This is a genomic window from Microbacterium sp. LWO14-1.2, assembly GCF_038397715.1.
In the GTDB taxonomy this organism is placed as follows: Bacteria; Actinomycetota; Actinomycetes; order Actinomycetales; family Microbacteriaceae; genus Microbacterium.
In genome coordinates, this window is sequence record NZ_CP151633.1 from 1721574 (window position 1) to 1747292 (window position 25719).

Sequence of the window (25719 nt, forward strand, 5' to 3'; positions counted from 1 at the left end):
TCCCTTTCTTCTCAGCCCTTGATGCCCGTGCCGGTGACGCCCTCCTGCACGTACCTCTGGGCGATGAGGTAGGCGAGGAAGATGGGCAGCAGCGCGACGACGGATCCGGCGAGCATGGTGCTCAGCGGCACGTTCTGCTGCTGCAGAGACGAGATGCCGACGGTGAGCGTGAACATCGAGTTGGACTTCGCGATGATGAGCGGCCACAGGAAGTCGTTCCAGTGCCAGAGGAACACGAAGATGCCGAGGGTCGCGAGGATCGGCTTGCACAACGGCAGCACGATGCGCAGGAAGATCCGGAACTCGCCCGCGCCGTCGATGCGGGCGGCCTCGAAGAGCTCGTCGGGCAGCCCCTGGATGAACTGCCGCATGAGGAACACGGCCTGCGCATTGGCGAGCGTCGGCAGGATGAGGCCCCAGTAGGTGTCGATGCCGCCCAGGTTCGCCATGAGGATGAAGGTCGGGATGAGGGTGACGTGGAACGGCACCATCACCATCGCGAGGAACGACCAGAACATCACCTCCTTGCCGGCGAACCGCTTCTTGGCGAAGGCGTATCCGGCCATCGCCGAGAGGAAGAGCACGGCCACGACCGACACGAGGGAGTAGACGACCGTGTTCCACAGCCAGCCGAGGATGTTCTGGCCGCCGAGCACCTGCTCGTACGACTCGAACGAGATGTCGGTCCACGGCAGCAGCGAGCCGGGGAGCTCGACGACCAGCCCCGGCTTGAGGCTCAGCACGACCATCGCGTAGAAGGGGAAGAAGCTCAGGATGCCGGCGATGCTCAGCCAGATCCACCGCACGACCACACCCATGCGGGTCGGTTCGAGGGCACGGAACGACCGGTGGCGGCGCGGGGCGGCCGGCTTCTTCGGAGGCGCCGAGACCGGCGTCTGCGTGGGCGGCTGGATCAGGGCGGTCATTTCTGCTTTCCGATCACGAGGCGCTGGATGAGGGCGACCGCGAGGGTCATGATGAACAGGGCGACGCCGACCGCGGCCGCATAGCCGTAGTCGAAGTACCGGAAGCCCTGGTCGTACAGCAGGTAGACGAGCGAGTAGCTGGCGTTCGCGGGGCCGCCCTGGGTCATGACGTAGATGACGTCGAAGACCTGGAAGGCCGCGGTCGTCTCGATCACCGCGAGGAAGAAGAAGGTGGGGCGCAGGTACGGGAACACGATGTACCGGAAGCGGTTCCACGCGTTCGCGCCGTCGACCAGCGCGGCCTCCTCGAGTTCCCGGGGCACGTCCTGCAGCGCGGCGATGACGATCATCATGCCGTAGCCGAACCGCGACCAGACGCCCACGACGACGATCGCGGGGATGACGAGCACGGTGCTGCCGAGCCACGAACCGCCGAGTCCCAGCGGAGCCATGAGCTGCGACCAGGGGCCGTTGCTCGAGAAGATCCAGACGAAGATGCTCCCGGCGAGCACGAGCGAGGTGATGACCGGCAGGAAGAAGATCGAGCGGAAGAACCGTGCGCCGCGGAACGCGCGCCGCACGCCGAGCGCCATGATCGTCGACAGCGCCAACGAGATCGGCACCGCGAACACCGTGTAGATGAGAGTGGTGCCCATCGCCCGCCAGAACAGCGGATCGGCGACGAGACGCTGGAAGTGATCGAGACCCCGCCACGCCACCTCGCCGGAGATGTCGTAGTCGAAGAAGCTCAACGCGACGCCGGCGATGCTCGGACCGAAACGGAACGCGATGAAGAGCAGGAACGCGGGCAGCACGAACAGGAACGCCACGCGCGCCTCGCGCCTGGCCAGGACCCGCGCCACCCGACCCGGTGGTCGCTTCGCGATGGTTGCCGTCGTCATCAGGAGACCTCACCTCGGTGATGGAAGGGGGACGGGGGTGCACGGCGATCGCCGCGCACCCCCGATGGGGGCTACTTGATGAGCGGGGCGGCCGCGCTCGCGGCATCCTTCAGCGCATCGGCCGGCGACTTCTGGCCGAGCAGCGCCGCCTGGATCTCGGGCGCGAGCACGCCCATCAGCGCGCGGGAGCTGGCGTTCAGCTCGCCGACCGTCGTGTCGGGGACGTACTTCTCGACCTCGCCGAGCAGCGGGTCGTCGGCGTACAGCGGCTCCGTGGTGCTGAGGGCCGAGAAGTAGCCGGCCGCTGTCAGGTACGGCTCGACGACCTCGGCGCTCGTCGCGTACTCGGCGAAGGCTGCCGCGGCATCCTGCGCCTTGGAGCCCTTGAGCACCGAGAGCGAGCCGACCGTTCCGTACGCCACCGACTCCTCGTCGGTGAGCGGTGCGAGCACCTTGACGTTCTCCTCGCCCCAGAACGGTGCGACCTCGGTCACGCCGTTGTTCCAGGTGCAGGCGACCTTGCCCTGGGCGATCGCGGTCTGCTCGAGCGGGACGTTGGTGGTGAGCGCCTCGGGGTCGAGCGCGCCGGCCTCGGCGAGGTCGGTGATGAAGGTCAGTGCCTCCTCGCCCGCCTTGCTGTCGAACCCGACCTCGCCCTCGTCGGTGTAGACCGCGCCGCCCGCCTGCCACAGCAGCGGGTAGAAGGTGAGGTTGAGGGTGTTCTCGGCCGAGGCGGGGTAGTTCAGCACGTACATGTCGGCCGCCGTGAACATCGGAGCGATGTCGACGATGTCGTCCCACGTCTCGGGGTACTCGGTGACGCCGGCCGCCTCGAACGCGGCGGCGTTGCAGATGAGCGGCTGCGCGCTCGTGAGGATGGGAGCGCCGAGGATGTCGCCGTCGATCGTGACGGAGTCCTTGACGTTCGGGAGCAGATCGTCCTGGCGCTGCTCGCTGAGCAGATCGTTCAGCGGTGCGATCGACTTCTGGTACGCGGCGAGCTGATCGGGGATCAGGTAGACGACGTCCGGACCCTTGCCCGCGGCGATGGCCGTCTGCAGCGCCTCGTCGCGGTTCGCCCACGGGAAGATCTCGTAGGAGACGTTGATCCCCTCGTTCTCCTTCTCGAAGTCGGCGATCGTGGAGTCCCAGAACTCCTTGTGAGCCGCCTCGTCGGCGATGACCGGGTACAGCCAGACAGTGATGTCCTGCTCGCCCTCTGCGGTGGTGCCTCCGCCGGCCGAACATCCGGCCAACAGGGTGGCGGCCGCGATGCCCGCGGCGACGCCGGTGAACTTGCTGACGCGCATGGTGCTCCTTTGCTCATACCGTGCTGAGTACGGTTTATTATGACATCGGGTTGGGATAATTAGTCAAGTACAACTTCTCAAGCTGTTGTTACAGGCGTGTTTCCGGGAGGAAAACGACTGATCTTGATTTGAGAATGCGGTGTGCTATTTTGATCGCACCCCGCGACGACGAGAAGGAGGCCGCACATGGTCGTGCCGACCCCGCTGTCGATCGTCGCCCGCTCGGCGCAGCACCTGCGAGACGCGGGCGCCGCCACGGTGAACGAGATCGCACGCTCGCTCGAGGTCTCCCGCACCTCCGTCGAGAACGCGGTCGCCACCCTCAGCGAGTCAGGGCTCATCGTCGAGGGCTCGGCCGCACCGTCGGCCGGTGCCGGACGCCCCGCGCGCCACTACTCCTTCCACGCGGCAGCCGGCACGGTCGTCGGCATCGACATCGGCGTGGCCAGCGTGCGCGTCATCCTCGCCGACCTCACCGGCCGCGTGATCGCCCAGCAGGCCTTCGCCGGGGTCGCCGCGCAGAGCGACGGCGCCGCCAAGCTCGCCGCCGTGATCGACGACGTCCGCCGGACGCTCGCCGCCGCCTCCGTGCCGGCATCGCGGGTGCGCGCGATCGGAGTCTCGCTCCCCGGTCTCGTCGACGACGCGGGCCGCGTCGTGATGTCGGTCGTGATCCCCGAGTGGTCGGGCGTCGACATCGGCGCGCAGCTGCACCAGGCCTTCGGCTGCCCCGTATCCGTCGACAACGGCGTGCGTCTCGCCGCGGTCGCCGAACACCACCTCGGCGTCGCCCAGCTCGTCGACGACGTCGTCTACCTGTCGGTGGGCAACCGCATCTCGATGGGGCTCATCCTGGGCGGTCGGCCGCGTCGCGGCATCCACAACGCCGCCGGCGACATCGGGCGCCTCGCGTTCCGCGGGCTGAACACCGAGACGGGTCAGATCACGTGGCGCACCGCGGGATCCGCTGCCGAGGTCTTCGCCCTCGCCCGCTCGGGCGACGCCGACGCGCAGCACGAGCTGGACGCCTTCATCGACGAGCTCGCCCACGGCATAGCGACCCTCATCATGACCGTCGATCCGGCCATGATCGTGATCGGCGGCGGGCTGTCGGCCGCGCACGAGCAGCTGCTCGACCCACTTCGCGCCGCCCTGCCCGGCCATCTCGGACTCCCGTTCCAAGTGCCCGTGGCCGAAGCGCGGCTGGGCGCCGAAGCCGCCGCTCACGGCGCCGTCGTGCACGCTTTCCGCCGTCACGCCGCGAGCATCTACGGCATCGACGACATGCCGGTGCCGCCCATCACCCCGCTGACCCCCGAGTCGGCGACCCACCCCGCAGAGGAGAAGCAGTGAGCACGCTGACGGTCGGACTCATCGGCGCCGGAGGCATCTCGCGCGTCCACGCCGACGCCTGGCGGGCCCTCGGCGCCCGCGGATACGTGACCTCGCTCGACGGGGCGGAGGAGATCGCCGCCGAATACGGCTTCGAGGTCGTCGCCGACGTCGACGCGCTCATCGACCTGGTCGACATCGTCGACATCGTCACGCCCAGCAGCACGCACGCCGACTTCGCGCTGCGCGCGATCGCCCGAGGACGCGACGTGATCTGCGAGAAGCCGCTGGCCGCGACGGCCGAAGCCGCCGCGCAGGTCGCAGCCGCCGCCGAGGAGGCGGGCGTGCGGCTGTTCCCCGCCCACGTCGTGCGGTACATGGCCGAGTACGCGGCGATCAAGGATGCCGTCGACGCCGGCCGCATCGGCGAGATCGCCGTGCAGAGGTTCAGCCGCACCGGGTCCGCACCCCAGTCGCACTGGTTCTTCTCGGAGCGGGCGGGCGGAGGCGTCATCCGCGACCTCATGATCCACGACCTCGACCAGGCGCTGTGGTTCGCCGGCCCCGTCGACACCGTCTACGCGGTGCAGAACCCGCCGACGGTCGACGATCGGGTGCCGGTGCCCGTGTCGTCGCACGTCGTGCTCACGCACCGCAGCGGTGTGATCAGCCACGTGCACGCGAGCTGGGGGCTCCCCGGCATGCCGTTCCGCACGAGCGTCGAGGTCGCCGGGTCCGACGGGCGCCTGCGGTACGACAGCGCCGAGGACCGCACCCAGCGCACGGATGCCGTGCTCGACGACACCGCGACCGACTACCTGCCGCCGATGTCGCCGCAGGAGAGCCCGTACTACGCCGAGATCGCCGACTTCGTCGCCGCCGTGCGCGAGCACAGGGACGCGCGGGTGGACCCCGCCGACGGCATCCGCGCGGTGGCCGTGGCGGAAGCGGCGATGGCGTCGATCGCGTCCGGCGCCCCGGTCGCCGTCGTCTCGTCCGAGGAGGTCGTCCGTTGACCGCTCCGCTGCGCATCGCCGTGCTCTCGTTCGCCCACACGCACGCCCTCAGCTACGTGCACGCGCTGCAGACGATGCCGGGGATCGAGCTCATCGCCACCGATCCCGACGGCGCCACGGCCCCCGACGATGCGCTGCGCGGCGCCGACCTCGCCACCGAGCTCGGTGTCTCCTACGTCGACGACTACGACGCCGCATTCGCGTGGAAGCCGGATGCCGTCGTGATCGCGGCCGAGAACTCGCGGCACCGTGAACTCGTCGAACGGGCGGCGAGCGCCGGTGCGCACGTGCTGTGCGAGAAGCCGCTCGCCACGACCGTCGACGACGCGGTCGCGATGCAGCGCGCGTGCGACGAGGCGGGTGTGATGCTCATGGTCGCGTACCCCGTGCGGTTCTCCCCCGTCGTGCGCGACGCCCTCGCCGAGCTGCGCGCGGGACGACTGGGCCGCATCCTCTCCGTCACCGGCGTCAACAACGGCAAGCTGCCGGGAGACCGCGCCTGGTTCACCGATCCGGACCTCGCGGGCGGCGGCGCGCTCGTCGATCACGTGGTGCACTGCGCCGACCTGCTCGACGAGCTGCTCGGCGAGCGGGCGTCGTCGGTCAGGGCCGTGTCGAACGGCATCCTGCACGCGCAGCGCGACCTCGCGGTCGAGACGGGCGGGCTGGTGACGATCGGCTACCCGAGCGGTGTGATCGCGACGATCGACTGCTCGTGGAGCTGGCCGATGAGCTCGCCGACGTGGGGCGGAGTGACGCTGCAGGTCGTCGCCGAGCGCGGCACCGTCACGGTGAGCCCGTTCGCGAAGGGCGTCGCCGGGCACGATGCGAGCGGCGAGACGTGGACGCCGGTGGGCGCCGATCTCGACGCGCTGCTGCTCGACGAGTTCGTCGCCGCCGTGCGCGAGGGGCGGCAGCCGCAGCCCGACGCCGGCGTCGGCATCCGCACCGTCGAGATCGTGAAGGCCGCGCAGGCCTCCGCCGCCTCGGGTGGGCAGGTCGTCGCCCTGGGCTGATCGGCCCCGCGGGGGCCGGGCCCATCGGCCCGGCGCCCGGCGGGGGCCGGGCCCATCGGCCCGGCGCCCGCGGCCCGGCCCCCGCGGCCCGGCCCCCGCGGCCCGGCTCGTCGGGAAGGTGGAGTAACATGGCTCGCCGGACGCGCTCGCGTCCGACCCCCGAGGAGTCCGAAAGGCGGTGATGGCGATGTCCGGTGATAGTTACGACGCCGCCACCGCTGCGTCGCGACTCCCTGCGCTCGCGCGTTGAGCATCCGCTCCGCGCCCGCGCACGTCCTCCGCAGCGTCGGCGGCGTCATCCGCCCCTGACGATTCCTGCGCACGCCGCCGACCCTTCGCGGCGAGCGCCTGCGAGAACGGAGGCCGCATCATGGCCCTCATCGACAACGGCGTGTACGTCCACGGACGTCGCGTGGAGACCCTGCACAACCTCGACGACACGTCGCGCACCCTCGGCGCGCTCGGCGGCATCGCCTGGATCGGGCTGTACCGCCCGAGCCCGCAGGAGGTCGAATCGGTCGCGCGCGAGTTCGACCTGCATCCGCTCGCGGTCGAGGATGCGCTCTCCGGGCACCAGCGCTCGAAGGTCGAGCGCTACGGCGACACCCTGTTCGCCGTGCTGCGTCCGGCCCGATACCGCGACAAGGAGGAGTCGATCGAGTTCGGCGAACTGCACCTGTTCATCGGACCCGACTTCGTCGTGACCATCCGGCACGCCGAGTCGCCGAACCTCGCCGCCGTGCGGCGGCGCATGGAGGCGAACCCCGAGCTGCTCGCGATGGGGCCCGAGGCCGTGCTGTACGCGATCCTCGACGAGGTCGTCGACGAGTACGAGCCGATCGTCGCCGGACTCGAGAACGACATCGACGAGATCGAGGACCAGCTGTTCGGCGACAGCGACGACGACGCCCTCTCCCGCCGCATCTACGAGCTGTCACGCGAGGTCATCGGTTTCCAGCGCGCCGTGCACCCGCTGGCCGGGATGCTGCAGTGGCTGCGTCGAGGATCGGACAAGTACCGCATCGATGAGGAGCTGCAGCGGTCGCTGCGCGACGTGCTCGACCACGTCATCCGCGTGCAGGAGAAGATCGACTCGTTCCGCGCGATCCTCGAGAACGCGCTCACCGTGCAGTCGGCGCTCGTCGCGCGACGGCAGTCGGAGGCCGGGCTGGCGCAGAACGACGAGATCAAGAAGATCTCGTCGTGGGCGGCGATCATCTTCGCCCCGACCCTCGTCGGCACCGTCTACGGGATGAACTTCGAGGGGATGCCGGAACTGCAGTGGACCTTCGGGTACCCGATGGCGATCGGCGCGATGGCGGCCTTCGCGGTCGGGCTGTACGGGGTCTTCAAGTACAAGCGCTGGCTCTGACCGCATCCCCCTCCTGTTCCCTCCCTTTCTGCACCGAGACCCACCTCCCGCGTCGAGACCCACCCGCAGCGACGTCGTTCCGGGTGGGTTTCGACGCGCGTGATGGGTCTCGATCACGGTCAGACGCGTTGCTCCTTTGCGCGGTTCGCGGCGATCCGCGCTGCTATCGCGTGCGCCTTCGGGGACTCCGGGTCGAGGGGGCGGAGCGACTCCGGCATCCGCGCAGCCACGTCGACGAGGTCGCCGGTCTCGGGATCCCAGGTGGCCAGAAGGTCAGGGGAGACCCACGGGGTCCGGCCGATCAGCGAGGGCAGGTCTGTCGAGAGCGTGGGCGTCTCGCTCCACCGATGCAGGATGCCCTCGGGGTACTCGGAGATGTCGCCTGCGGTGAGGAACGGTCGGATCAGTTCGGCGTTCTGCGTCGAGTACCAGCTCATCCACACCGGCTCCGACGGCATCCCCGCCCAACATCCTCGTGACATCACGTCGAGGGGGATGCCGGAGACGCTGAGTTTCACCGCAGCGAAATCGCAGGAGGCTCTGCGCGCCACCTCCTGGAAGAACGTCGTGATCGCCGCACTGCGCGCGCGGCTCAACCCGCTGGGATCGATGCGCAGGTGGATCTTCTGGACACGCGCCACAAAATCATCGGTCCAGTCGGAGATGCGGCCCGACATCCCCGGGCCGGAGAAGATGATCGAGGAGAGCGGCTCCCTGCGCGCCAGCTCAGCGAAGGCCTCATCGTCGTCGCGCGGGAACTTGCCCTGCATAGGCTCATGCGTTCCGAACCGAGCCGGAACGGCCGGAGGAAAATGCTCTCGGGCCGCCGCGAGATAGTGCTCCGCCATATCCGGAGATCCGTCTCGCCTGCGATACCAACTCATGTGAAGGTGTGGTTTCGGAGGCCGCTCCCGGGGCGCCCGGGCGATCGGGGAGTCCTCGAGTTGGGGATCGACGACGACCCCGCCCGTCGCGACCGCAAGCCGCGATGCAACGCCCTGCGCCGCGGTGGTGGCCTCCTCCAGGGTCCCTATCGCGATGAACGAGTAGAGAACGGTCGACGGGGTGGCCTCTATCGCGAGCCCCGCGACGTCCTCGGGCTCGACGGCGAAAGGGCCATCGATCGTGAACAAGTGCCTGATCCCCAGCCGATCAGAGACCGCCGTGACGTCGCCGTTCGATGTGTCCACGACTGGACGAAGACCAGACATCGACTCGATCAGCGATGCAAGCGCTTCGCCGGATAGACGGCGCGAACCGTAAACGTTCAGATCGTAGGACACGGGAGCGACGCTACTGCATCCGCGCCTCCCCAGCCCCCGCGCGCCTCCCGAAGAACTTCGGTATTCGGTGTTGCTAGGTACCGGTACTCAGTGTTACTTTGTACCGGTAGCCAGTAACACTGAGTACCGGATCACAGAAAGGAGAGCCGATGGGCAAGCAGATGACCGAGATGCTCAAGGGCACTCTGGAGGGCATCGTCCTGGCCCTCCTCGCCGAGCAGCCGGCCTACGGATACGAGATCACCGCACGACTGCGCGATCACGGATTCACCGACATCGCCGAGGGCACGATCTACGCGCTCCTCGTGCGCATCGAGCAGAAGAAGCTCGTCGACGTCGAGAAGGTGCCGAGCGAGAAGGGACCGCCTCGCAAGGTGTACTCCCTCAACCCCGCAGGCACCCACGAGCTCGACGAGTTCTGGTCGACCTGGACCTTCCTCGCCCAGCGCATCGACCAGCTGAACAGCACCACCGCGCGCAGCACGAACAGCACGAATACGACGAACAGCACCACCGACAAGGAGAACTGACATGGCCGCCAAGTGGCTCGAATTCATCACCGGATCGCTCGAGCAGAAGAAGCAGTACCGCGATGCGAAGAGGCGCATCGACGCCCTGCCCGAGCCCTACCGCACCGTCGCCAACGCCCAGCACCGCTACACGATGTACTACGGCGGGATCACCGACGGCGACACCCTCGTGCGGATCTTCCTCGACCTCGCCGACCTGTGGGAGCGCGCAGCCGTCGACGGAACCCCCATTGCCGACATCGTCGGAGACGACCCCGTCGAGTACGCCGAGAGCTACGCCGAGGCGTACGGCGGCTCGCAGTGGGTCGACAAGGAGCGCGCGCGCCTCGTCGAGGCCGTCGACGACGCCAAGAAGAAGGAGAGTCGATCATGACCACGCCCGCCATCGCCGTCCGCGGCATCGAGAAGTCGTACCGCGACCTGCACGTACTGCGCGGCGTCTCCTTCGAGGTCGAGAAGGGGTCGATCTTCGCCCTCCTCGGCTCGAACGGCGCCGGCAAGACCACGATGGTGCGCATTCTGTCGACGCTGCTGCGAGCGGATGCCGGCGCAGCCGCCGTGCGGGGATTCGACGTCTCCGGCGAGCCGCTGCGGGTGCGCGAGTCCATCAGCCTCACCGGGCAGTTCGCCGCCGTCGACGAGATCCTCACCGGGCGCGAGAATCTCGCCCTCGTCGCGAAGCTCCGACACCTGCCCGACCCGGGGAAGGTCGCCGACGACCTGCTGGCCACGTTCCGACTGACGGATGCCGGGAGCCGCAAGGTCGGCACGTACTCCGGCGGTATGCGACGGCGACTGGACATCGCCATGAGCCTCGTCGGCGACCCCGAGGTGATCTATCTCGACGAGCCCACCACCGGTCTCGACCCGGAGGCGCGCATCGAGGTGTGGGAGGTCGTGAAGCGTCTCGCAGACTCCGGCACGACCGTTCTCCTCACCACGCAGTATCTCGACGAGGCCGAGCACCTCGCCGATCGCATCGGCATCCTGCACGAGGGCCGCATCATCGCGAACGGCACGCTCGCCGAGCTCAAGGCCCTGCTGCCTCCCGCGAAGGTCGAATACGTCGAGAAGCAGCCCACCCTCGAGGAGATCTTCCTCACGCTCATCGGCCCGTCCGACCACGGCACAGACAAGGAGACCGCAGCATGACCACGCATTTCACCGCGGACACGGCGACCCTCACCGGCCGCTCGATGCGGCACATCTTCCGCAGTCCGGACACGATCATCACCACGGCGGTCACCCCGATCGCGCTGATGCTCCTGTTCGTGTACGTCTTCGGAGGGGCGCTCCGCACGAGCACCGGCTCCGAGAACTACGTGAACTACCTGCTCCCCGGCATCCTGCTGATCGCGATCGCGTCGGGCATCGCCTACACGGCGTTCCGGCTCTTCACCGACATGCAGAGCGGCATCTTCGAGCGCTTCCACTCCATGCCGATCGCGCGGTCGAGCGTCCTCTGGGCGCACGTGCTGACGTCGCTCACCGCGAACGCCATCACCCTCGCGATCATCTTCGGGGTCGGGTTCGCGATGGGATTCCGCACCGGCGCCGGCGTGCTCGCCTGGCTCGGGGCCATCGGCATCCTGCTGCTGTTCACGCTGGCTCTCACGTGGCTCGCGATCATCGCGGGGCTCAGCGCCAAGACCGTCGACGGGGCGAGCGCGTTCTCGTACCCGTTTATCTTCCTGCCGTTCATCAGTTCGGCGTTCGTGCCGACCGACACGATGCCGGGGCCGGTGCGCTGGTTCGCCGAGAACCAGCCGGTGACGTCGATCGTGAACACGATCCAGGCGCTGTTCGCGGAGCAGCCCGTCGGCAACGACATCTGGGTCGCGCTCGCCTGGTGCATCGGCATCCTGGTGGTGGCCTACGTGCTCGCGATCGTGACGTACAGGAAGAAGATCTCTTGACCTCGCCCAGCGAGGCGGAACGCTCCGTCCGGACCCTGCGTCCGGCCGGGGCGTTTCGCCGCGCTCGGCGGCGGTCGACGGCTGTGGGGTGTCGAGTCACCGCGCGGTGCGCAGGAGATCGCACGCAACGAAGGAGGTATCCGCGTGAAAGCTCCTTCGCAGCGCGAGATCTCCTTCGTTACGGGCGGCGCCGAGTCGAATACACAGCAGAGCGGATGCCGCGGCCTCACCGCAGCCCGAGCGGACCGAGCACGACGGCCTGACGGGTCCGCATCCACCGCACCCCGTGCGCCTGCCGCTCGGCGCGGGTCGCGAAGCGGTACCGGTACGACACCGCTCGCACCCACCGCGGCCGCTCCCCCTCGAACGGATCGGAGCGCAGCAGGGCGAGCGTCGGCGCGTCCGCCTCGAGGAGTCGCAGCAGGAACACCGTGAACCAGTCGTCGAGCGAGCGCCCGAGCGGCAGGAACCACATCAGCCAGTCGAGCCGCAGGTGGTACGGCGCGAACTGACCTGGCACGCGCCGCACATCACCGGGCTTGCCCTTGAACTCGTACTCGCGCCACAGCAGCTCGTCGTCGTCGGCCGACCCCTCGACGACCAGCTCGATGCGCTCCTTCGTGACCGTGCCGAACGCGCCGTAGGCGTTGGCGATCTGCCAGCGGTTGAAGCTCGCGTTCATGAGCTGGCGTCGCGCGAAGAGGTTGCGCAGGGCGGGCCAGCTCAGCGCAATCACCAGCAGGCCGACGGCGGACGTGATCACGAACCAGTACAGGGGGATGCCGGGCCACAGCGCATCGGTCTCGTCACCGGCGGGCGCGCCCACCCCCGGCAGCCCGACCGCCGAGAACGCGATCACGATCGTCACCCAGTTCAGCCACGCGAAGTTGCCGGTCGCGACGAGCCACAGCTGCGTCGCGATCATGATGAGCGCGGCGGTCGTGCCGACGATCTGCGGAACCGGCCCCGGCATCCAGGTCGACAGCAGCGGAGCGAACACGAAGAACGGCACGACGAGCTGCGCGACGTGGTTCCCGACGACCTCCGCGCGGTGGAACCACCGCGGCAGCAGGTGCGCCTGACGGCTGAGCGGCCCCGGCATCGGCTGCGTCTCGTGGTGGTACATGAGCGCGGTGAGGTCCCGCCATTCGCGTCCGCCGCGGATCTTGATCATGCCCGCGCCGAACTCGACCCGGAACAGCAGCCACCAGAACAGCACGATCACGACGGTCGGCGGCGGCTGGTCGTGCGAGCCGAGGAACGCCGCGAGGAACCCCGCCTCGAGCAGCAGCATCTCCCACCCGAACGAGTAGAACGTCTGCCCGATGCTCACGACCGACATGTACCCCAGCCACAGGGCGAGGAACGCGACCATCGGCACCCACGGCGGAGCGAGCTGAGGGATGCCGAGCACGAGCAGACCCGCGATCGCGATGCCGCACCAGCACAGCCCAGCGAGGCGCCGATCGGTGTAGCGGATGCGCAGGAAGAGGGTGGGATGCAGCATCCGCCGCCGTGACGGTTCGTCGCCGACCCAGTCGAGCAGCGCCGGCGCCGGGAGCAGCCCGCGCTCGCCGAGCAACGGCCGGAACTGGTTCAGCGTCGAGACGAACGCGACGAGGTAGAGCGCCGCGATGCCGCGCTGCAGCACCTCGCGAGCGAACCCGAAGTCGACCGCCGCGAACCCGTCCATGGGGTCAGGCTACGTCCGGCGATTCCGGAGTCGAAGGGGGTTGCGTCCGCACGCTGTGCAGGAGATCTCTCGCAATGAAGGACGGCTACGCGTAGCCGCTCCTTCAGAACGCGAGATCTCCTTCCGAAGCACCGACAGCGATGGGCGGGGCTCCGTCCTGGATCCCCGCCCATCGTGCGTCAGGCGCTGAGGATCGGGTCAGTCGACGACCCAGTCGAACTCGGAGCCGTGCTCTTCGAGCCATGCGTCGATGGCCTCGGCCTCGCGCCCCTCGCCGTACTCGTTCACGACGAGGTCTTCGAGCGAACCGTACTGGGCGTCATCGAGCTGGATCTTCTCGATGAGCGCGGCGGCCTCGGGGTGCTGCGCGGCGAAGCCCTTCGTGCCGAGGAAGTGCAGTCCTTCGGCCTCGCCCATCGCGCCCTTCGGGTCTTCGAGGTCCTTCACGGGGTACGCGTCGTTGGCCCAGAACGGACGCCACAGCGTCACGACGATGTCTTTCTCGTTCTCGGTCGCCGACTTCAACTCGGTGAGCATCGCGGCGGTCGACGAGGTGACGAGCTCGTAGCCGTCGAGACCGTACTCGGGCATCATCTTCTGGGTCTGCCCGGTGAGTCCGGCGCCCGGCTCGATGCCGTAGATCCTGCCGCCGAACCTGTCGCTCGCGGCGGCGAGCTCGTCGATCGAGTCGATGTCGGTGTACTCGGGCACCGCGATCGTCAACTTCGCGTTGTCGTAGTACGTGCCGAGGTCTTCGATCGAGTCGCCGTACGTCGCCATGTACTCGGCGTGGGTGATCTCGGGCCACGCCGACGGGAAGATGTCGACGTCGCCCTGTGCGAGGCCCGTGTACAGCGGCCCCGCCTCGGTGAGGGTGTTCATCTCGACGGTGTACCCGAGCTTCTCGAGCTGATCCTGCAACAGGTACGCGGTGCTGAGGCCGTCGGTCCACGAGGGCAGGAAGCCGAGGGTGATCGTGCCCTTGTCGCCGCCGCCCGCGGCATCCGACCCGCCACCGGCGAGTTCGATCGTGCCGCCGGCGCCGTCGCTCGCGCACCCGGCGAGGGCGAGGGATGCCGCGGCGCCGAGCGCCGCGACGGTGATGAGCCTGCGATTACGCATTCTGGAGCTCCTTCTCTTCGACGGACGCGGATGCCGGGGCGGATGCCGGCGCTGCCTCGATCGCGGCAGTGCGCTGCTGCGCGCGGCGATCGCGGATCAGCGCGAGCAGCGACCCGCGGTTGCGTCCGAGCGTGCCGAGGGCCGCGGTGACACGGTCGAGGAAGACGGCGATGAGCACGACTCCCAGACCCGCCTCGACGCCCTTGGCGATGTTCACGGTGGAGATGGCCTCGACGACCATCTTGCCGAGCCCGTCGGCCCCGGCCATGCCGGCGATGACGGCCATCGACAGGGCGAGCATGATGACCTGGTTGACGCCGGCGAGGATCGTCGGCATGGCGAGCGGGAGCTGGATGCCGCGCAGGATCTGTCCCGGCTTCGCACCGAACGCCTGTCCGGCCTCGACGGTCTCGGAGTCGACGCCGCGGATGCCGAGTTCGGTGAGTCGCACGCCGGGAGGCAGGGCGAAGATCACGGTCGCGACGAGTCCGGGCACGACGCCGATGCTGAAGAACACGATGGCCGGGATCAGGTACACGAACGCGGGCATCGTCTGCATGAAGTCGAGGATCGGCTTGAGCACCGCCCGCACGGTGGCGTTGCGTGCCGACCAGATGCCGAGAGGGATCGCGATGATCACGGCGACGAGCGCGGCGACGAGCACGAGGGCGAGCGTCTGCATCGCGGGGACCCAGAGGCCCATCGCGACGATCAGCGTGAAGGAGATCACGGTGCCGATCGCGAGCTGCCACGACCGCACGAGCCACGCGATGAGCGCGGCGATCACGATCACGACGTAGAAGTACGGCAGGAGCAGCAGGAAGGTCAGGCCCTGCACGAGCGAGGTGACGACGAACGACACCACGTCGAGGAGGCCGTCGAGGTTGGTCTTGATCCAGTCGACGCCGGATGCGACCCAGGTCCCGAGAGGAAGTCGGAAGCCGTCCATCAGCGCACCTCCCCTGTCATCTGCGTTCCCGTTGTCGTCGTGGCCCCCGGATCGGCGGTCCATCCGTCGTCGAGCACGGCGTCGATCTCGGCCTGCGGCATGGGCAGCAGCGGGAGCGTGAGCTCGCCGGTCGCGCCGGGTCCGGGGCCGAGGGCTGCGAGGAGGGTGATGCGGGGGATGACGCCGACGAGGCGTCCGTCGGCGTCGACCACCGCGAGCGGCAGCGGCGACTCGACCGAGGGCACGAAGAGGTTCATCAGGACCTCATCGACGCTGACGCTCTGCGGCACGGGCTTGAGGATCGACTCGAGCGTGGTGATTCCCTTGCGCACCAGCTTCACGGCATCCCGGTCGGTGACGATGCCGAGCAGCTTGCGGTCGCGGCCCGTGACGTAGGTCGCCGACATGAAGGCATCCCGCATCTGGCGGAGGGCCGTGCGGGGTCCGGCCGTCTCGGCGACGACGGGGCGCGGGCGCTCCATGACGTTGCCGGCCGTGAGCACGCGGGCCCGGTCGACGTCCTGCACGAACTGCTCGACGTAGTCGTTGGCCGGGTCGGTGAGGATGTCCTCTGGCGTGCCGATCTGCACGATGCGGCCGTCGCGCATCACGGCGATGCGGTCACCGAGGAACATGGCCTCGTTGAGGTCGTGCGTGATGAACACGATGGTCTTCTGGAACTTCTCCTGCAGCTCGAGCAGCTGCTCCTGCATCTCACGGCGGATCAGCGGATCGAGGGCGCTGAACGCCTCGTCCATGAGGAGGATGTCGGTGTCGGCGGCGAGCGCACGGGCGATGCCGACGCGCTGCTGCATTCCGCCCGACAGCTCGGACGGGAGCTTGTCGGCCTGACCCCCGAGGCCGACGAGGGACAGGATCTCCTCGGCCTTCGCGAGGCGCTCGGACTTTCCGACGCCCTTGAGCTCGAGCGGATAGGCGACGTTCGCGGCGACCGTGCGGTGCGGCAGCAGCGCGAAGTGCTGGAACACCATGGAGATGCGGTCGCGGCGGATCTCGCGCAGGCGCGAACCGGGGATGCCGGTGATGGCGTCTCCGCCGACGAGCACCGAACCGTCGGTGGCCTCGTGGAGACCGTTCAGCATCCGGATGATGGTGGACTTGCCGGAGCCGGAGAGGCCCATGATGACGAAGATCTCGCCGCGCTTCACGGTGAAGCTGGCGTCGATCACGGCTGCTGTTCCCGCCTCGGCGACGTCGATGCGGCTCTCGCCGGCCTTCAGGCGCCGAGCGGCCTGGTTCGGATTCCGACCGAACACCTTGTAGAGATTGCGCGCTTCAAGAGCGATTTCGGACACGTTTCCCCCGCGGCTCGCCTTCGGGTGGCTGAGCCTGCTTCGGTTACGCCCGGGTGACGCTCCCGGCCGTTTCGACGTGGTGCTGTGGCGGCGCGGACGGCGGATTTCGGATCCACCGCGATAGAGCATCGACCGTACGCCCACGCCTCTTCGCAGCACAGCACATTCGAAAGAAGGACGCGGTCGCGGACTGGTCTTCGGGCCGTCAGGCCCACAGACCAACGTAACGAAATGGCCGGTCAGGGGCAAATCCGCGTTTGTGAGGGCGCTCGACTTTCTCGACCTGACCGGGGGATTGCGCGGCTTTCGGACACGGGCCTCCCGCCGCTTCTCGGGCGTTTCCCCGGCCCGCCGTCAGCGGCGGATGCTGCGCGTCACCGTGAACTTCGGGGTGCGGTGCATCTGCTCGGTCGGCCCGACGAGGCGGGTCAGTTCCGTGCGATAGCCCAGCGCCGAGTTGTACACCGTGAGGAGTTCGCCGCCGGGACGGAGGATGCGCGCGGCGGCCCCGAACAGCCGGGTCGCCGCCCCCGTGTGGACGCTCGTGCCGAGGTGGAACGGCGGGTTCAGCAGCACGACGTCGGCGATCCCGTCGGGGAGTGCGGATGCCGCGTCGTCGTGCATGACCTCGACCCGGTCGGCCACCCCGTTCGCGGCGGCCGTGGCCCGCGCCGAGGCGACCGCCGCGGCGGAGCGGTCGGTCGCGATCACGCGGGCCGAAGGGTGCGCGAGCGCGTACGACACGGCGAGCGCGCCGGTGCCGCAGCCGAGGTCCACGACCGTCGCGGACGCGCCCGCATCGTCGGGGTCGCCGACCGAACCGAGGCCCTTCTGGTCCAGGCCGAGCACGTCGAGCAGCACCCGGGTGCCGATGTCGAGCTTCGCGCCGGCGAAGGCGCCGCCGTGCGCGACCAGCGTGAGCCCGTGATGCTGCCGGACGACGGGGAAGGGCGGCTCGCCCGCGGCATCCTGCGGTTCCGAGGCGACGACGAGCCGGGACTTCCGCTCCGCCCGCTGCGCCTGCACGGCCGCGAACCGGCGCGCGAGCACATCGTTCTGCGCGAGGGTCATGTGCTTGACGCGGCCGCCCGCGACGAGCACCGCGTCGGGCGCGGCCCGGCGCGCGACGGCATCCGCGATCTCCTCGAGCTCGGCGAGCGATTTCGGCAGCTGCAGCAGCACGAGTCGCGCCCCCGCGAGCAGCGACTCATCCAGCTCGTGCGACGCGTACCCCGTGAGTCCGAGGTCGCTGGCGTTGAGGTCGAGCGCGCGACGGCCGGACGCGAGATCCTGATGCACGCGGACACCCTCGAGCCCCGCCGCGACCAGCGGCAGAGTGATCGCTCCGTACTCGTCGCCGATCACCGCGATCTCCGTGCCGGGGATGCCGGAGGAGAGCGCCCGCTCGACGAGCAGCAGGTCGGTCGCGCCGTACGCCTGCAGGTTGTCGGCCTCGACGTCGGGGCGACGACGCAGGCGACTGTAGGAGAACTCCACCCATCCACCCTACGAGCGCGCGTCGCTTGACTCGGAGCATCTGTGGTCGGAACCGCGTTTCGTCTCGCTTCGCTCGCTCAACGACCCGGGGGCTCCGCTCGCTCAACGACCCGGGGGCTTCGCTCGCTCGACGACCCGGAGGCTCCTTCCCCGCGGTCGTTGAGCGAGGAGCGCAGCGACGAGACGAAACGCGGCACCATCCGCGGATCTCCGGGCCCTCGCCTCTTGCGGGGGAAACACGATCGTCACACAATGGTCATCTAATGGATCACATTGATCTATTAGATGGATCACAACGACGTACCCGAGGAGCCCCCGCATGACCCTGACCATCGCCGGACTGCAGCACGACGGCATCGCCGGCGATGTCGAGGCGAACCTCGCGGTGATCGCCGACGCGGCTCGCGATGCCGCGTCGCGGGGAGCAGACCTGCTCGTCACGCCCGAGATGTTCGTCACCGGCTACAACATCGGCGACGCGCTCGCCCCGCTCGCCGTGCCCGAGCTCGTCGAGCGGATCGCGGAGATCGCGCGCACGGAAGGCATCGCGATCATCGCCGGCCTGCCGGAGACGCTGCCCGACGGCGGCATCACGAACTCCCTCGTCGCGATCGACCGGAGCGGGGCCGAGATGCTCCGCTACCGCAAGACCCACCTCTTCGGCGACCTCGATCGCAGCCTCTTCGTGCCGGGCGACACCCTCCCGCCCACGATCGACATCGACGGCGTGAAGGTCTCGGTGCTCATCTGCTACGACGTCGAGTTCCCCGAGACCGTCCGCGCCGCGGCCCTCAGCGGGGCGGATGCCGTCATCGTCCCGACCGCGCAGATGGAGCCCTACGCGCACATCGCCGAACGGCTCATCCCCGTGCGGGCGTGGGAGAACCAGGTGCACGTCGTCTACGTCAACCGCACCGGCACCGAAGGCGACCTGACGTATGTCGGCCGCAGCAGCATCGTCTCCCCCGAGGGCGTCGTGCTCGACTCCCTCGGCCCCACCGACACCGGCCTCCTGATCGCCACGATCGATCCCGAGGCCACGCGACGCGCGCGACGGGAGAACCCGTACCTCGCCGACCGCCGCACCGATCTGTACTGACCCCCTCCTCTCCCGCATCCCCCTCCGGATGCTCGTCGAAAGAGACCACATGACCGTCTCCCCTCTCGCCGAGCCGCGCCAGCGCCTCGACGGCCAGCTCGGCACCGGCGCGATCGTCTTCATGGTGATCGCCGCCGCCGCTCCCCTCACCGTGATCGGCGGCAACGTGCCCATCGCGATCGGCTCAGGCAACGGCGCCGGCGCCCCGATCGGCTTCGCGCTCGCGGCCGTCATCCTGCTCGTGTTCTCCGTCGGATTCGTCACGATGACTCCGTTCGTGAAGGAGGCCGGCGCGTTCTTCTCGTATGTGACAGCCGGACTCGGATCGCGGTTCGGACTCGGCTCGGCGTTCACCGCGCTCGTCGCGTACACCGCGATCCAGGTCGGCGTGTACGGGTACATGGGGTGGGCGGTCGACGACCTCGTGACGTTCTTCGGCGGGCCGAGCCTGCCGTGGTGGCTGTACTCGTTCGCGACCATGGCGATCGTGGCCGTGCTCGGATACCGACACATCGAGCTGAGCGCCAAGGTGCTGGGCATCGCGCTCGCCCTCGAGATCCTCGTCGTCGTCGTGCTCGACGTCGTCATCTTCGCCACCGGCGGTGCCGAGGGCATCGCGCTCGAGACCTTCGATCCCGCGAACGTCTTCACGGGCGGCATCGGCGTGGCCGTGCTGTTCGCTCTCACCGGGTTCATCGGATTCGAGGCGACGGCCGTCTTCCGCGACGAGGCCCGGTCGCCCGAGCGCACCATCCCCCGCGCGACGTACCTCGCGGTCATCATCATCGGCGTCTTCTACGCCATCTCGTGCTGGGCGCTCGTCACGGGTGTCGGGGCGAGCAACGCGGTCGCCGTGGCGCAGCAGACCCTTGCCGGTGAGGGCAATCTGCTGCTCGACACCACGACCCAGTACCTCGGACCGATCCTGCGCGACATCGTGCAGGTGCTGCTCATCACGAGCCTGTTCGCCTGCGTGCTCTCGTTCCACAACGTGATCGCCCGCTACCAGTTCACGCTCGCGCACAAGGCGGTGCTGCCCGCCCGTCTCGGACGCCGTCACGCCACCCACCACTCCCCGGCGTTCTCGTCGATCGTGCAGACGATCACCGCCGCTGTCGTGCTGGCCGCTCTCGCGCTGCTCGGCCTCGACCCGCTCGTCGGGGTGTTCGGCTCGATGGCGGGGGTCGCGACGGTCGGCATGGTGCTGCTCATGCTGACGACCTCGATCGCCGTGCTCGTGTTCTTCGCACGACGCCCCGAGCTGGCATCCGGTCGGTCGGTGAAGGCGCGCGTCTTCCCGATCCTGTCGGTCGTCGGACTGGCGTTCGCGCTGTGGCTCGTGCTGTCGAACTTCACGCTCGTGACCGGGGGCAGCGTCGCCGTGAGCACCGTGCTCGCACTGATCCCCGTGGTCGCGATGGTCGTCGGTATCGTGTGGGGCAGGCGGTTCCGCCTCGACGCCGAGCTCGTCGAGGAGTCCGCCGCACCGGGTCGCGCCGAGGAACGCGCGACGAGCTGAGGCGGGCCGCGCCGCCGGCGCCGGCGCCGACCCGAGACGAGGACGCACCATGGACCTGGCCTCTCCGGCGCTCGGCGCGATCCGCCGCACCACCGCCGTCGACACCGTGCGTGCGCGGATATCCCTGGCCGTCGAGCTCGGGATGCTCGTGCCGGGCCAGCGGCTGCCCGGCACGGACGACACCGCCCGCGCGTTCGAGGTCAGCGAGATGACCGTGCGCCGCGCCTACCGTGCTCTGAGCGCGGAGGGCGTGGTCGTGCGGCGCAAAGGCCATGCGGGCGGCACCTTCATCGCGGATGCGCCGGCGCTCGGCACGGTCGGCGAGATCGACGCGTATCGGGCGGATGCCGCGCACGTGCACGCCCTCATCGACCAGCGCGCCGCGCTCGAGGCGGGTCTCGCGGCGATCGCGAGCGCCACACCCGAGGAGTCGGCGCTCGCGCGCCTCGACGCCCTGGTCGACGAGATGCGCTCGGCGGCGGACTGGACGGGGTTCCGCACGGCGGACGCCGCGTTCCATGAGGAGCTCGCGACGATGGGCGGAGCGGCCGGCGCCGCCGACCTGCATCATCGCGTCTCGCACGAGCTCTACGCCTACTTCATCCCGTACCGCATCGACTATCTGCGGGAGTCGAACGAGGAGCACGCCCGCCTCGTCGACGCGCTCCGCGCTCGGGATGCCGGAGCGGCGAGCCGTCTGGCGTTCGACCACGTCGCCGAGCTGCACGGGTCGATGTACGTCGGCCACCCCCGCGCCTGACGCGCATCTCGTCTCGCTCCGCTCGCTCGACGACCGCGGGGAGCCCGGGCTCTCCGGCACGACCTCCCAGGAGATTGTTCAGCGCCACGCGCACGGTTCACTTCGAGCCGTACACGTTCTGTGAGATCGGCACTGCACCACGCGGTGCAGTCCCCCCGTCGGGAACAATCCAATAGGTGTGTCTTCCGAGGCTGTACATGCCATCACTGCCGCAACCGCTGATCCATTCGGAGTGGGAGTAGGCGAGAAAACAGACGGGGTGCTGTTGACCGCGTGCGAGCCAAACGTTCGACTCGTGGCTCGAGCCGACCCATCGAATCGTGTCGACATCGAAGCCGTTGAGTGCGTTGCTCGGCAGGCCGCCGGGAGCGGGAATCTCAGTATCGGCTTTGCCGGACAGGTCCGAATATCCTTCTCCGGTTCCAACGCACCCGCTTACCCCCAGCGCGAGAATAAGAGCGGCGGGGGCAAGCAGAATGTATGGACGAGATCTTGTCGTCAAAGCTGGGGCACCGATGCGGGGTCAAATGCGTAAGAGATCTTGGCATCGCTAGCCCCATCCGGTGCCTCGGCGGTGTTTTGGGGGATGACAAATTCGAGAGCCGGGTCGACGTCCGCGGCGTCCGCGACCAGCAGATTGGGTGACACTTCGGTCCAGGTCGACGACACTTCTGCATCCGCGGCGCGGCCTGAAAGCTCAGCCCCCGAGGTCGCAGACCTCACCTCGATGTCATCAGTTTCCGCGGAGTCGGGCAGCACCAAAGCGACGATCGCCCGATACCCCTCGGCTTTCGGGTCACCCGCAAGTGACCAACTCATGCCCTTTTCTTGAAGAACTGCAGGATCCGCGCATGCCATCGCAGAGACACCCTGCACGAAATCGGTGATAAGGCAAATGTCACCGTCTTCATTCGTGCTCATCCAGTATGACGAGGTCTGGTCCTCGCCAACCAATCGAATGCTCGAATCTTCGATACTGTCATCCATCGATTCCAGATCGATGTCGGTCGGCAAGATGTCTTCTGCCGACGCCGCATCAGCAAGCTCGTCAACGACCTCGACGGCGTCGACATCGGGCTCCTGGGTCGCGTTCGCTGCGCCGACGGCGGCGATACCGAGGCCGACTCCGCCCACTGCCGCAAGCACCACGACACTGGCGCCGAGGATCCGCTTACGGGGCGAACCTGAACTCAATTCGTGTACGCGCACGATACTCCGATCCTCTGGTCGTTCGCCTTGGGGAGATCGCCGTCAGGCCACTCCCACCAGCAGTTGCTGAAGGCCTTCGTTACCCTCGCATGGCTGAAGGCGGTAGCTACTCCGTCGACAACGGAACTCGCGATCTGCGCCTGATACGAGTACGTGTTGACTAGGTGAAACCTCATGTAGTTCGAAGCGGCGCCACCTCTAGCGCCAGTGAGGGTCACCTGCTTGGACAAGGCTTTCTGGTCCTCGAATCGCGCGAGGCCCTTGGCGTACCAGACGTCCCCGGCGAAGGCGACAGTCGGCGCGACCGAGAAGCCCAACGCCAGAGCAAGGCTCGCAGCGACAACGGTCTTGTTGATTCCTCGTAGCCGCCTTTTTGGTGGATTCGATTCTTTATCGGTCATCGGTATTACCTTTCGGGCCTCTGCTGCCTAATCCAGTTTTTACTCCCGAACAAATAGTGCCTGTCGTCGGCGAAAGATGCCAGGGCCGAGCGCGGAATATACCGATCGACAGTGAGAGCACACCGGCACCTGTGACATGGGGGGAATGGATACGACACCCCTGCCCCGACAACATCTGCGGTAAGGGAGGCGTCCGACGCTCCGCACGTCGCTGTACCAAGGGGTGGCAAACACCGACGAGATCGGCACCCGAGCGCTCCCTGAGGATGCTCTCATCGCGCCAGTTCCGACGAGTCCGGGCGTGCCGGCGCCCGGGCAGAACAGTCCCGCGAACGTGTGGTTGACACACGCCAGGTTCAGTGGTTACCTAGTCGAGTAACTAACCCATCAACCACCGCGCGGAGGACTCGTGATCGAAGAAGGCAAGCCGCTCTTCCTCCAGATCGCCGAGCAGATCGAGGACTCGATCATCGACGGCTCGCTCGCGGAGGAGACCAAGGCGCCTTCGACCAACGAACTCGCCGGCTTCTACCGGATCAATCCCGCCACGGCAGCGAAGGGAGTCGCCATGCTCACCGACAAGGGAGTGCTGTACAAGCGCCGCGGCATCGGCATGTTCGTCGCCGAAGGCGCGCGGGAGATCGTGCTCGGCGAGCGCCGGGCCGCGTTCGCCGACCGCTACCTCGACCCGCTCCTCGCCGAGGCCCGCACCCTGGGCCTCAGCGCCACCGACCTCGCCGCCCTGCTGACCGAGCGGGCGGCCTCCACAGAAGGGAAGAACCCCGCATGACCGCCGTCATCGAGGTGCAGAACCTCACCAAGCGCTACAAGGACAAGCATGCTCTCGACAACGTGTCGCTGCGTCTCGAGGCGGGCTCGATCTACGGGCTCCTCGGCCGCAACGGCGCGGGCAAGACCACTCTCATGTCGATCCTCACCGCGCAGAACTTCGCCAGTTCCGGCGACGTCAGGGTCTTCGGCGAGCACCCGTACGAGAACGCGCACGTGCTCGACCGGATCTGCTTCGTGCGCGAGAGTCAGAAGTACCCGGACGACGCGTATCCGCGTCACGCGTTCAAGGCCGCGAGCCTGTTCTTCCGCAACTGGGACCAGCAGCTGGCCGACGAGCTGATCGAGCAGTTCCAGCTCCCGATGAAGCAGACGATCAAGAAGCTGTCTCGCGGGCAGCTCTCGGCCGTCGGAGTCATCATCGGGCTCGCCTCCCGCGCCGAGCTGACGTTCTTCGACGAGCCGTACCTGGGTCTCGATGCGGTGGCGCGGCAGATCTTCTACGACCGCCTGCTCGAGGACTACGCCGAGCATCCGCGCACGATCATCCTGTCGTCGCACCTCATCGACGAGGTCTCGAACCTCATCGAGAAGGTCATCGTGATCGACAACGGTCGAATCCTCCTCGAGGAGGACACGGATGCCGTGCGCGACCGCGCCGTGACCGTCGTCGGCGACGCGGAGAAGGTCGACGCCTGGGCATCCGGCCGCGAGGTGCTGCACCGTGAGTCGCTCGGCCGCGTGGCGTCGATCACCGTGCTCGGACACGTGTCGCCCGCCGAGCGGGCCGAGATCTCGGCATCCGGTCTCGATCTGGCTCCCGTCTCGCTGCAGCAGCTGATCGTCCGCCTCACGCAGAAGGCGGAATCCGCGACGAAAGACGCCGCCGTGAAGGAAGGAGTCCGCTGATGCGACGCACACTCAACGTCATCCGCCTGCAGCTGATCAACCGCCAGACGTTCATCTGGGTTCCGCTGATCGTGCTCGGCTCCGCCGTCGTCATCTCGGTGCTCATCTACGCGATGATCCCGGTCGACGGCCCGAAGTACGGCGGTGGCGGGCAGGCCCCGCTCTGGTACTTCTTCGCGATCGGGATCTCGGCGATGACCCTCACCTTCCCGTTCTCGCAGGCCATGAGCATCACGAGGAGGGAGTTCTTCCTCGGCACCCTCGCGACAGCGATCCTCGGCAGCGCGCTGCTGAGCCTGGTCTTCCTGCTGGGCGGGGCGATCGAGCTCGCGACGAACGGCTACGGCGTGAACGGGTACGTCTTCCATCTGCCGTGGCTGTGGGAGGCGGGACCGGCCGGCGCGTTCGTGGTGTTCTTCACCCTCGCCCTGTTCCTCTTCATGCTCGGCTTCACGGGCGCGACGATCTTCAAGAGCTGGGGGCCGGTGGTGCTCACCGTCGTGGGAGTCGGTCTCGCGCTCGTGCTCCTCGCGCTCGTGTTCCTGGTGACCCGACTGGAGCTGTGGCTGGAGGTCGCACGCGGGATCGGCGACCTCGGCGCCCTCGGCCTCGCGCTGTGGGGACTCGTGATCGTGGCCGTGCTGTCGGTCGTCTCGTTCCTCGCTTTCCGGAGGGCGAAGCCCTGACTCCGGGCTTCTCCCGTCCCGCCGGCTGACCCGCCTCGGGGGCCGACACGCCACACGGCGGACTGCTTCGCGGCATCCGTCCGACATCCGGCGTGTCGGCCCCCGAACTGCGCGAGCGGCTACAGCCGGGTCCCCCTACCCGGCCCGCACCGGGGAGGCAACCCCGT

The 25719-nt window shown here is 68.3% G+C and carries 25 protein-coding genes; 14 read left to right on the forward strand and 11 right to left on the reverse strand.

The genetic code is table 11. The features are described 5' to 3' along the window. Positions 1–11: 11 nt before the first annotated feature. The 3 genes from MRBLWO14_RS08320 to MRBLWO14_RS08330 all read right to left on the reverse strand — a co-directional run bounded on the left by MRBLWO14_RS08320 (position 12) and on the right by MRBLWO14_RS08330 (position 3138). Positions 12–926: a carbohydrate ABC transporter permease gene (locus tag MRBLWO14_RS08320; RefSeq protein WP_341935986.1), complete on the reverse strand. Its 915-nt coding sequence runs from the start codon at positions 924–926 to the stop codon at positions 12–14. Further along, positions 923–1828 carry a sugar ABC transporter permease gene (locus MRBLWO14_RS08325; protein ID WP_341935987.1) on the reverse strand — a complete coding sequence of 302 codons (906 nt, stop codon included), beginning with the start codon at positions 1826–1828 and terminating at the stop codon, positions 923–925. Before MRBLWO14_RS08325 ends, MRBLWO14_RS08320 begins: the two co-directional genes overlap by 4 nt. A 71-nt stretch (positions 1829–1899) precedes the next feature. Then, entirely contained in the window at positions 1900–3138 is a 1239-nt protein-coding gene (locus tag MRBLWO14_RS08330; protein ID WP_341935988.1) for an extracellular solute-binding protein, read from the reverse strand. A gap of 186 nt (positions 3139–3324) precedes the next feature. On the opposite strand from MRBLWO14_RS08330, the gene MRBLWO14_RS08335 reads away from it, so the two are divergent. The 4 genes from MRBLWO14_RS08335 to MRBLWO14_RS08350 all read left to right on the forward strand — a co-directional run bounded on the left by MRBLWO14_RS08335 (position 3325) and on the right by MRBLWO14_RS08350 (position 7874). Then, a complete protein-coding gene (locus tag MRBLWO14_RS08335) occupies positions 3325–4491 on the forward strand; it encodes an ROK family transcriptional regulator (protein ID WP_341935989.1) in 1167 nt (388 codons plus the stop codon). Further along, positions 4488–5486 (forward strand): Gfo/Idh/MocA family oxidoreductase, encoded by a 999-nt coding sequence (locus tag MRBLWO14_RS08340; protein WP_341935990.1) that lies wholly within the window; start codon positions 4488–4490, stop codon positions 5484–5486. Before MRBLWO14_RS08335 ends, MRBLWO14_RS08340 begins: the two co-directional genes overlap by 4 nt. Further along, positions 5483–6502, forward strand: coding sequence for a Gfo/Idh/MocA family oxidoreductase (locus tag MRBLWO14_RS08345; protein WP_341935991.1), 1020 nt, complete (start codon positions 5483–5485; stop codon positions 6500–6502). The genes MRBLWO14_RS08340 and MRBLWO14_RS08345 overlap by 4 nt, the downstream gene beginning before the upstream one ends. 370 nt (positions 6503–6872) lie before the next feature. Continuing rightward, positions 6873–7874 (forward strand): magnesium and cobalt transport protein CorA, encoded by a 1002-nt coding sequence (locus MRBLWO14_RS08350; RefSeq protein ID WP_096714022.1) that lies wholly within the window; start codon positions 6873–6875, stop codon positions 7872–7874. 119 nt (positions 7875–7993) lie between these two features. On the opposite strand, the gene MRBLWO14_RS08355 is transcribed toward MRBLWO14_RS08350, so the two are convergent. After that, positions 7994–9157, reverse strand: a complete 1164-nt coding sequence (locus tag MRBLWO14_RS08355) for a hypothetical protein (protein ID WP_341935992.1) — start codon at positions 9155–9157, stop codon at positions 7994–7996. Positions 9158–9306: 149 nt separating this feature from the next. Between MRBLWO14_RS08355 and MRBLWO14_RS08360 the strand changes: the two genes are divergently transcribed. The 4 genes from MRBLWO14_RS08360 to MRBLWO14_RS08375 are packed head-to-tail and all read left to right on the forward strand — an operon-like array spanning position 9307 to position 11603. Further along, positions 9307–9687, forward strand: a complete 381-nt coding sequence (locus MRBLWO14_RS08360) for a PadR family transcriptional regulator (RefSeq protein WP_341935993.1) — start codon at positions 9307–9309, stop codon at positions 9685–9687. Between the two features lies 1 nt (position 9688). Beyond that, the gene (locus MRBLWO14_RS08365; protein WP_341935994.1) at positions 9689–10060 is read left to right on the forward strand and encodes a DUF1048 domain-containing protein; all 372 of its coding nucleotides are present in this window, start codon (positions 9689–9691) and stop codon (positions 10058–10060) included. Continuing rightward, entirely contained in the window at positions 10057–10839 is a 783-nt protein-coding gene (locus MRBLWO14_RS08370; protein ID WP_341935995.1) for an ATP-binding cassette domain-containing protein, read from the forward strand. Before MRBLWO14_RS08365 ends, MRBLWO14_RS08370 begins: the two co-directional genes overlap by 4 nt. Further along, positions 10836–11603 carry an ABC transporter permease gene (locus MRBLWO14_RS08375; protein ID WP_341935996.1) on the forward strand — a complete coding sequence of 256 codons (768 nt, stop codon included), beginning with the start codon at positions 10836–10838 and terminating at the stop codon, positions 11601–11603. Before MRBLWO14_RS08370 ends, MRBLWO14_RS08375 begins: the two co-directional genes overlap by 4 nt. A 226-nt stretch (positions 11604–11829) precedes the next feature. On the opposite strand, the gene MRBLWO14_RS08380 is transcribed toward MRBLWO14_RS08375, so the two are convergent. From MRBLWO14_RS08380 to MRBLWO14_RS08400, 5 genes are all read right to left on the reverse strand, one after another. Next, entirely contained in the window at positions 11830–13296 is a 1467-nt protein-coding gene (locus MRBLWO14_RS08380) for a lipase maturation factor family protein (RefSeq protein ID WP_341935997.1), read from the reverse strand. 198 nt (positions 13297–13494) lie between these two features. Further along, positions 13495–14418 (reverse strand): glycine betaine ABC transporter substrate-binding protein, encoded by a 924-nt coding sequence (locus tag MRBLWO14_RS08385; RefSeq protein WP_341935998.1) that lies wholly within the window; start codon positions 14416–14418, stop codon positions 13495–13497. Further along, entirely contained in the window at positions 14411–15367 is a 957-nt protein-coding gene (locus tag MRBLWO14_RS08390; protein ID WP_341935999.1) for an ABC transporter permease subunit, read from the reverse strand. The genes MRBLWO14_RS08385 and MRBLWO14_RS08390 overlap by 8 nt, the downstream gene beginning before the upstream one ends. Then, on the reverse strand, positions 15367–16683 hold the full coding sequence (locus MRBLWO14_RS08395; protein ID WP_341936000.1) for a glycine betaine/L-proline ABC transporter ATP-binding protein: 1317 nt from the start codon (positions 16681–16683) through the stop codon (positions 15367–15369). Before MRBLWO14_RS08395 ends, MRBLWO14_RS08390 begins: the two co-directional genes overlap by 1 nt. Positions 16684–17037: 354 nt before the next feature. Further along, entirely contained in the window at positions 17038–18180 is a 1143-nt protein-coding gene (locus tag MRBLWO14_RS08400) for a methyltransferase (protein WP_341936001.1), read from the reverse strand. A 319-nt stretch (positions 18181–18499) separates the two neighbouring features. Between MRBLWO14_RS08400 and MRBLWO14_RS08405 the strand changes: the two genes are divergently transcribed. From MRBLWO14_RS08405 to MRBLWO14_RS08415, 3 genes are read left to right on the forward strand one after another with little or no spacing between them, the layout of a single operon-like run. Next, positions 18500–19279, forward strand: a complete 780-nt coding sequence (locus tag MRBLWO14_RS08405; RefSeq protein ID WP_341936002.1) for a carbon-nitrogen hydrolase family protein — start codon at positions 18500–18502, stop codon at positions 19277–19279. Between the two features lie 49 nt (positions 19280–19328). Then, positions 19329–20798, forward strand: a complete 1470-nt coding sequence (locus MRBLWO14_RS08410; RefSeq protein WP_341936003.1) for an APC family permease — start codon at positions 19329–19331, stop codon at positions 20796–20798. A 49-nt stretch (positions 20799–20847) separates the two neighbouring features. After that, entirely contained in the window at positions 20848–21558 is a 711-nt protein-coding gene (locus tag MRBLWO14_RS08415; protein WP_341936004.1) for an FCD domain-containing protein, read from the forward strand. A gap of 498 nt (positions 21559–22056) precedes the next feature. On the opposite strand, the gene MRBLWO14_RS08420 is transcribed toward MRBLWO14_RS08415, so the two are convergent. Together MRBLWO14_RS08420 and MRBLWO14_RS08425 are read right to left on the reverse strand one after the other, a co-directional pair. Then, entirely contained in the window at positions 22057–22767 is a 711-nt protein-coding gene (locus MRBLWO14_RS08420; protein ID WP_341936005.1) for a hypothetical protein, read from the reverse strand. Further along, positions 22749–23168: a hypothetical protein gene (locus MRBLWO14_RS08425; RefSeq protein WP_341936006.1), complete on the reverse strand. Its 420-nt coding sequence runs from the start codon at positions 23166–23168 to the stop codon at positions 22749–22751. The genes MRBLWO14_RS08420 and MRBLWO14_RS08425 overlap by 19 nt, the downstream gene beginning before the upstream one ends. A gap of 409 nt (positions 23169–23577) precedes the next feature. Here MRBLWO14_RS08425 and MRBLWO14_RS08430 point away from each other — a divergent pair, with 409 nt between their 5' ends. The 3 genes from MRBLWO14_RS08430 to MRBLWO14_RS08440 are packed head-to-tail and all read left to right on the forward strand — an operon-like array spanning position 23578 to position 25552. After that, entirely contained in the window at positions 23578–23958 is a 381-nt protein-coding gene (locus MRBLWO14_RS08430) for a GntR family transcriptional regulator (protein ID WP_251584766.1), read from the forward strand. After that, on the forward strand, positions 23955–24866 hold the full coding sequence (locus MRBLWO14_RS08435; RefSeq protein ID WP_341936007.1) for an ABC transporter ATP-binding protein: 912 nt from the start codon (positions 23955–23957) through the stop codon (positions 24864–24866). The genes MRBLWO14_RS08430 and MRBLWO14_RS08435 overlap by 4 nt, the downstream gene beginning before the upstream one ends. Next, positions 24866–25552: a hypothetical protein gene (locus tag MRBLWO14_RS08440; RefSeq protein ID WP_341936008.1), complete on the forward strand. Its 687-nt coding sequence runs from the start codon at positions 24866–24868 to the stop codon at positions 25550–25552. The genes MRBLWO14_RS08435 and MRBLWO14_RS08440 overlap by 1 nt, the downstream gene beginning before the upstream one ends. Positions 25553–25719 lie beyond the last annotated feature (167 nt).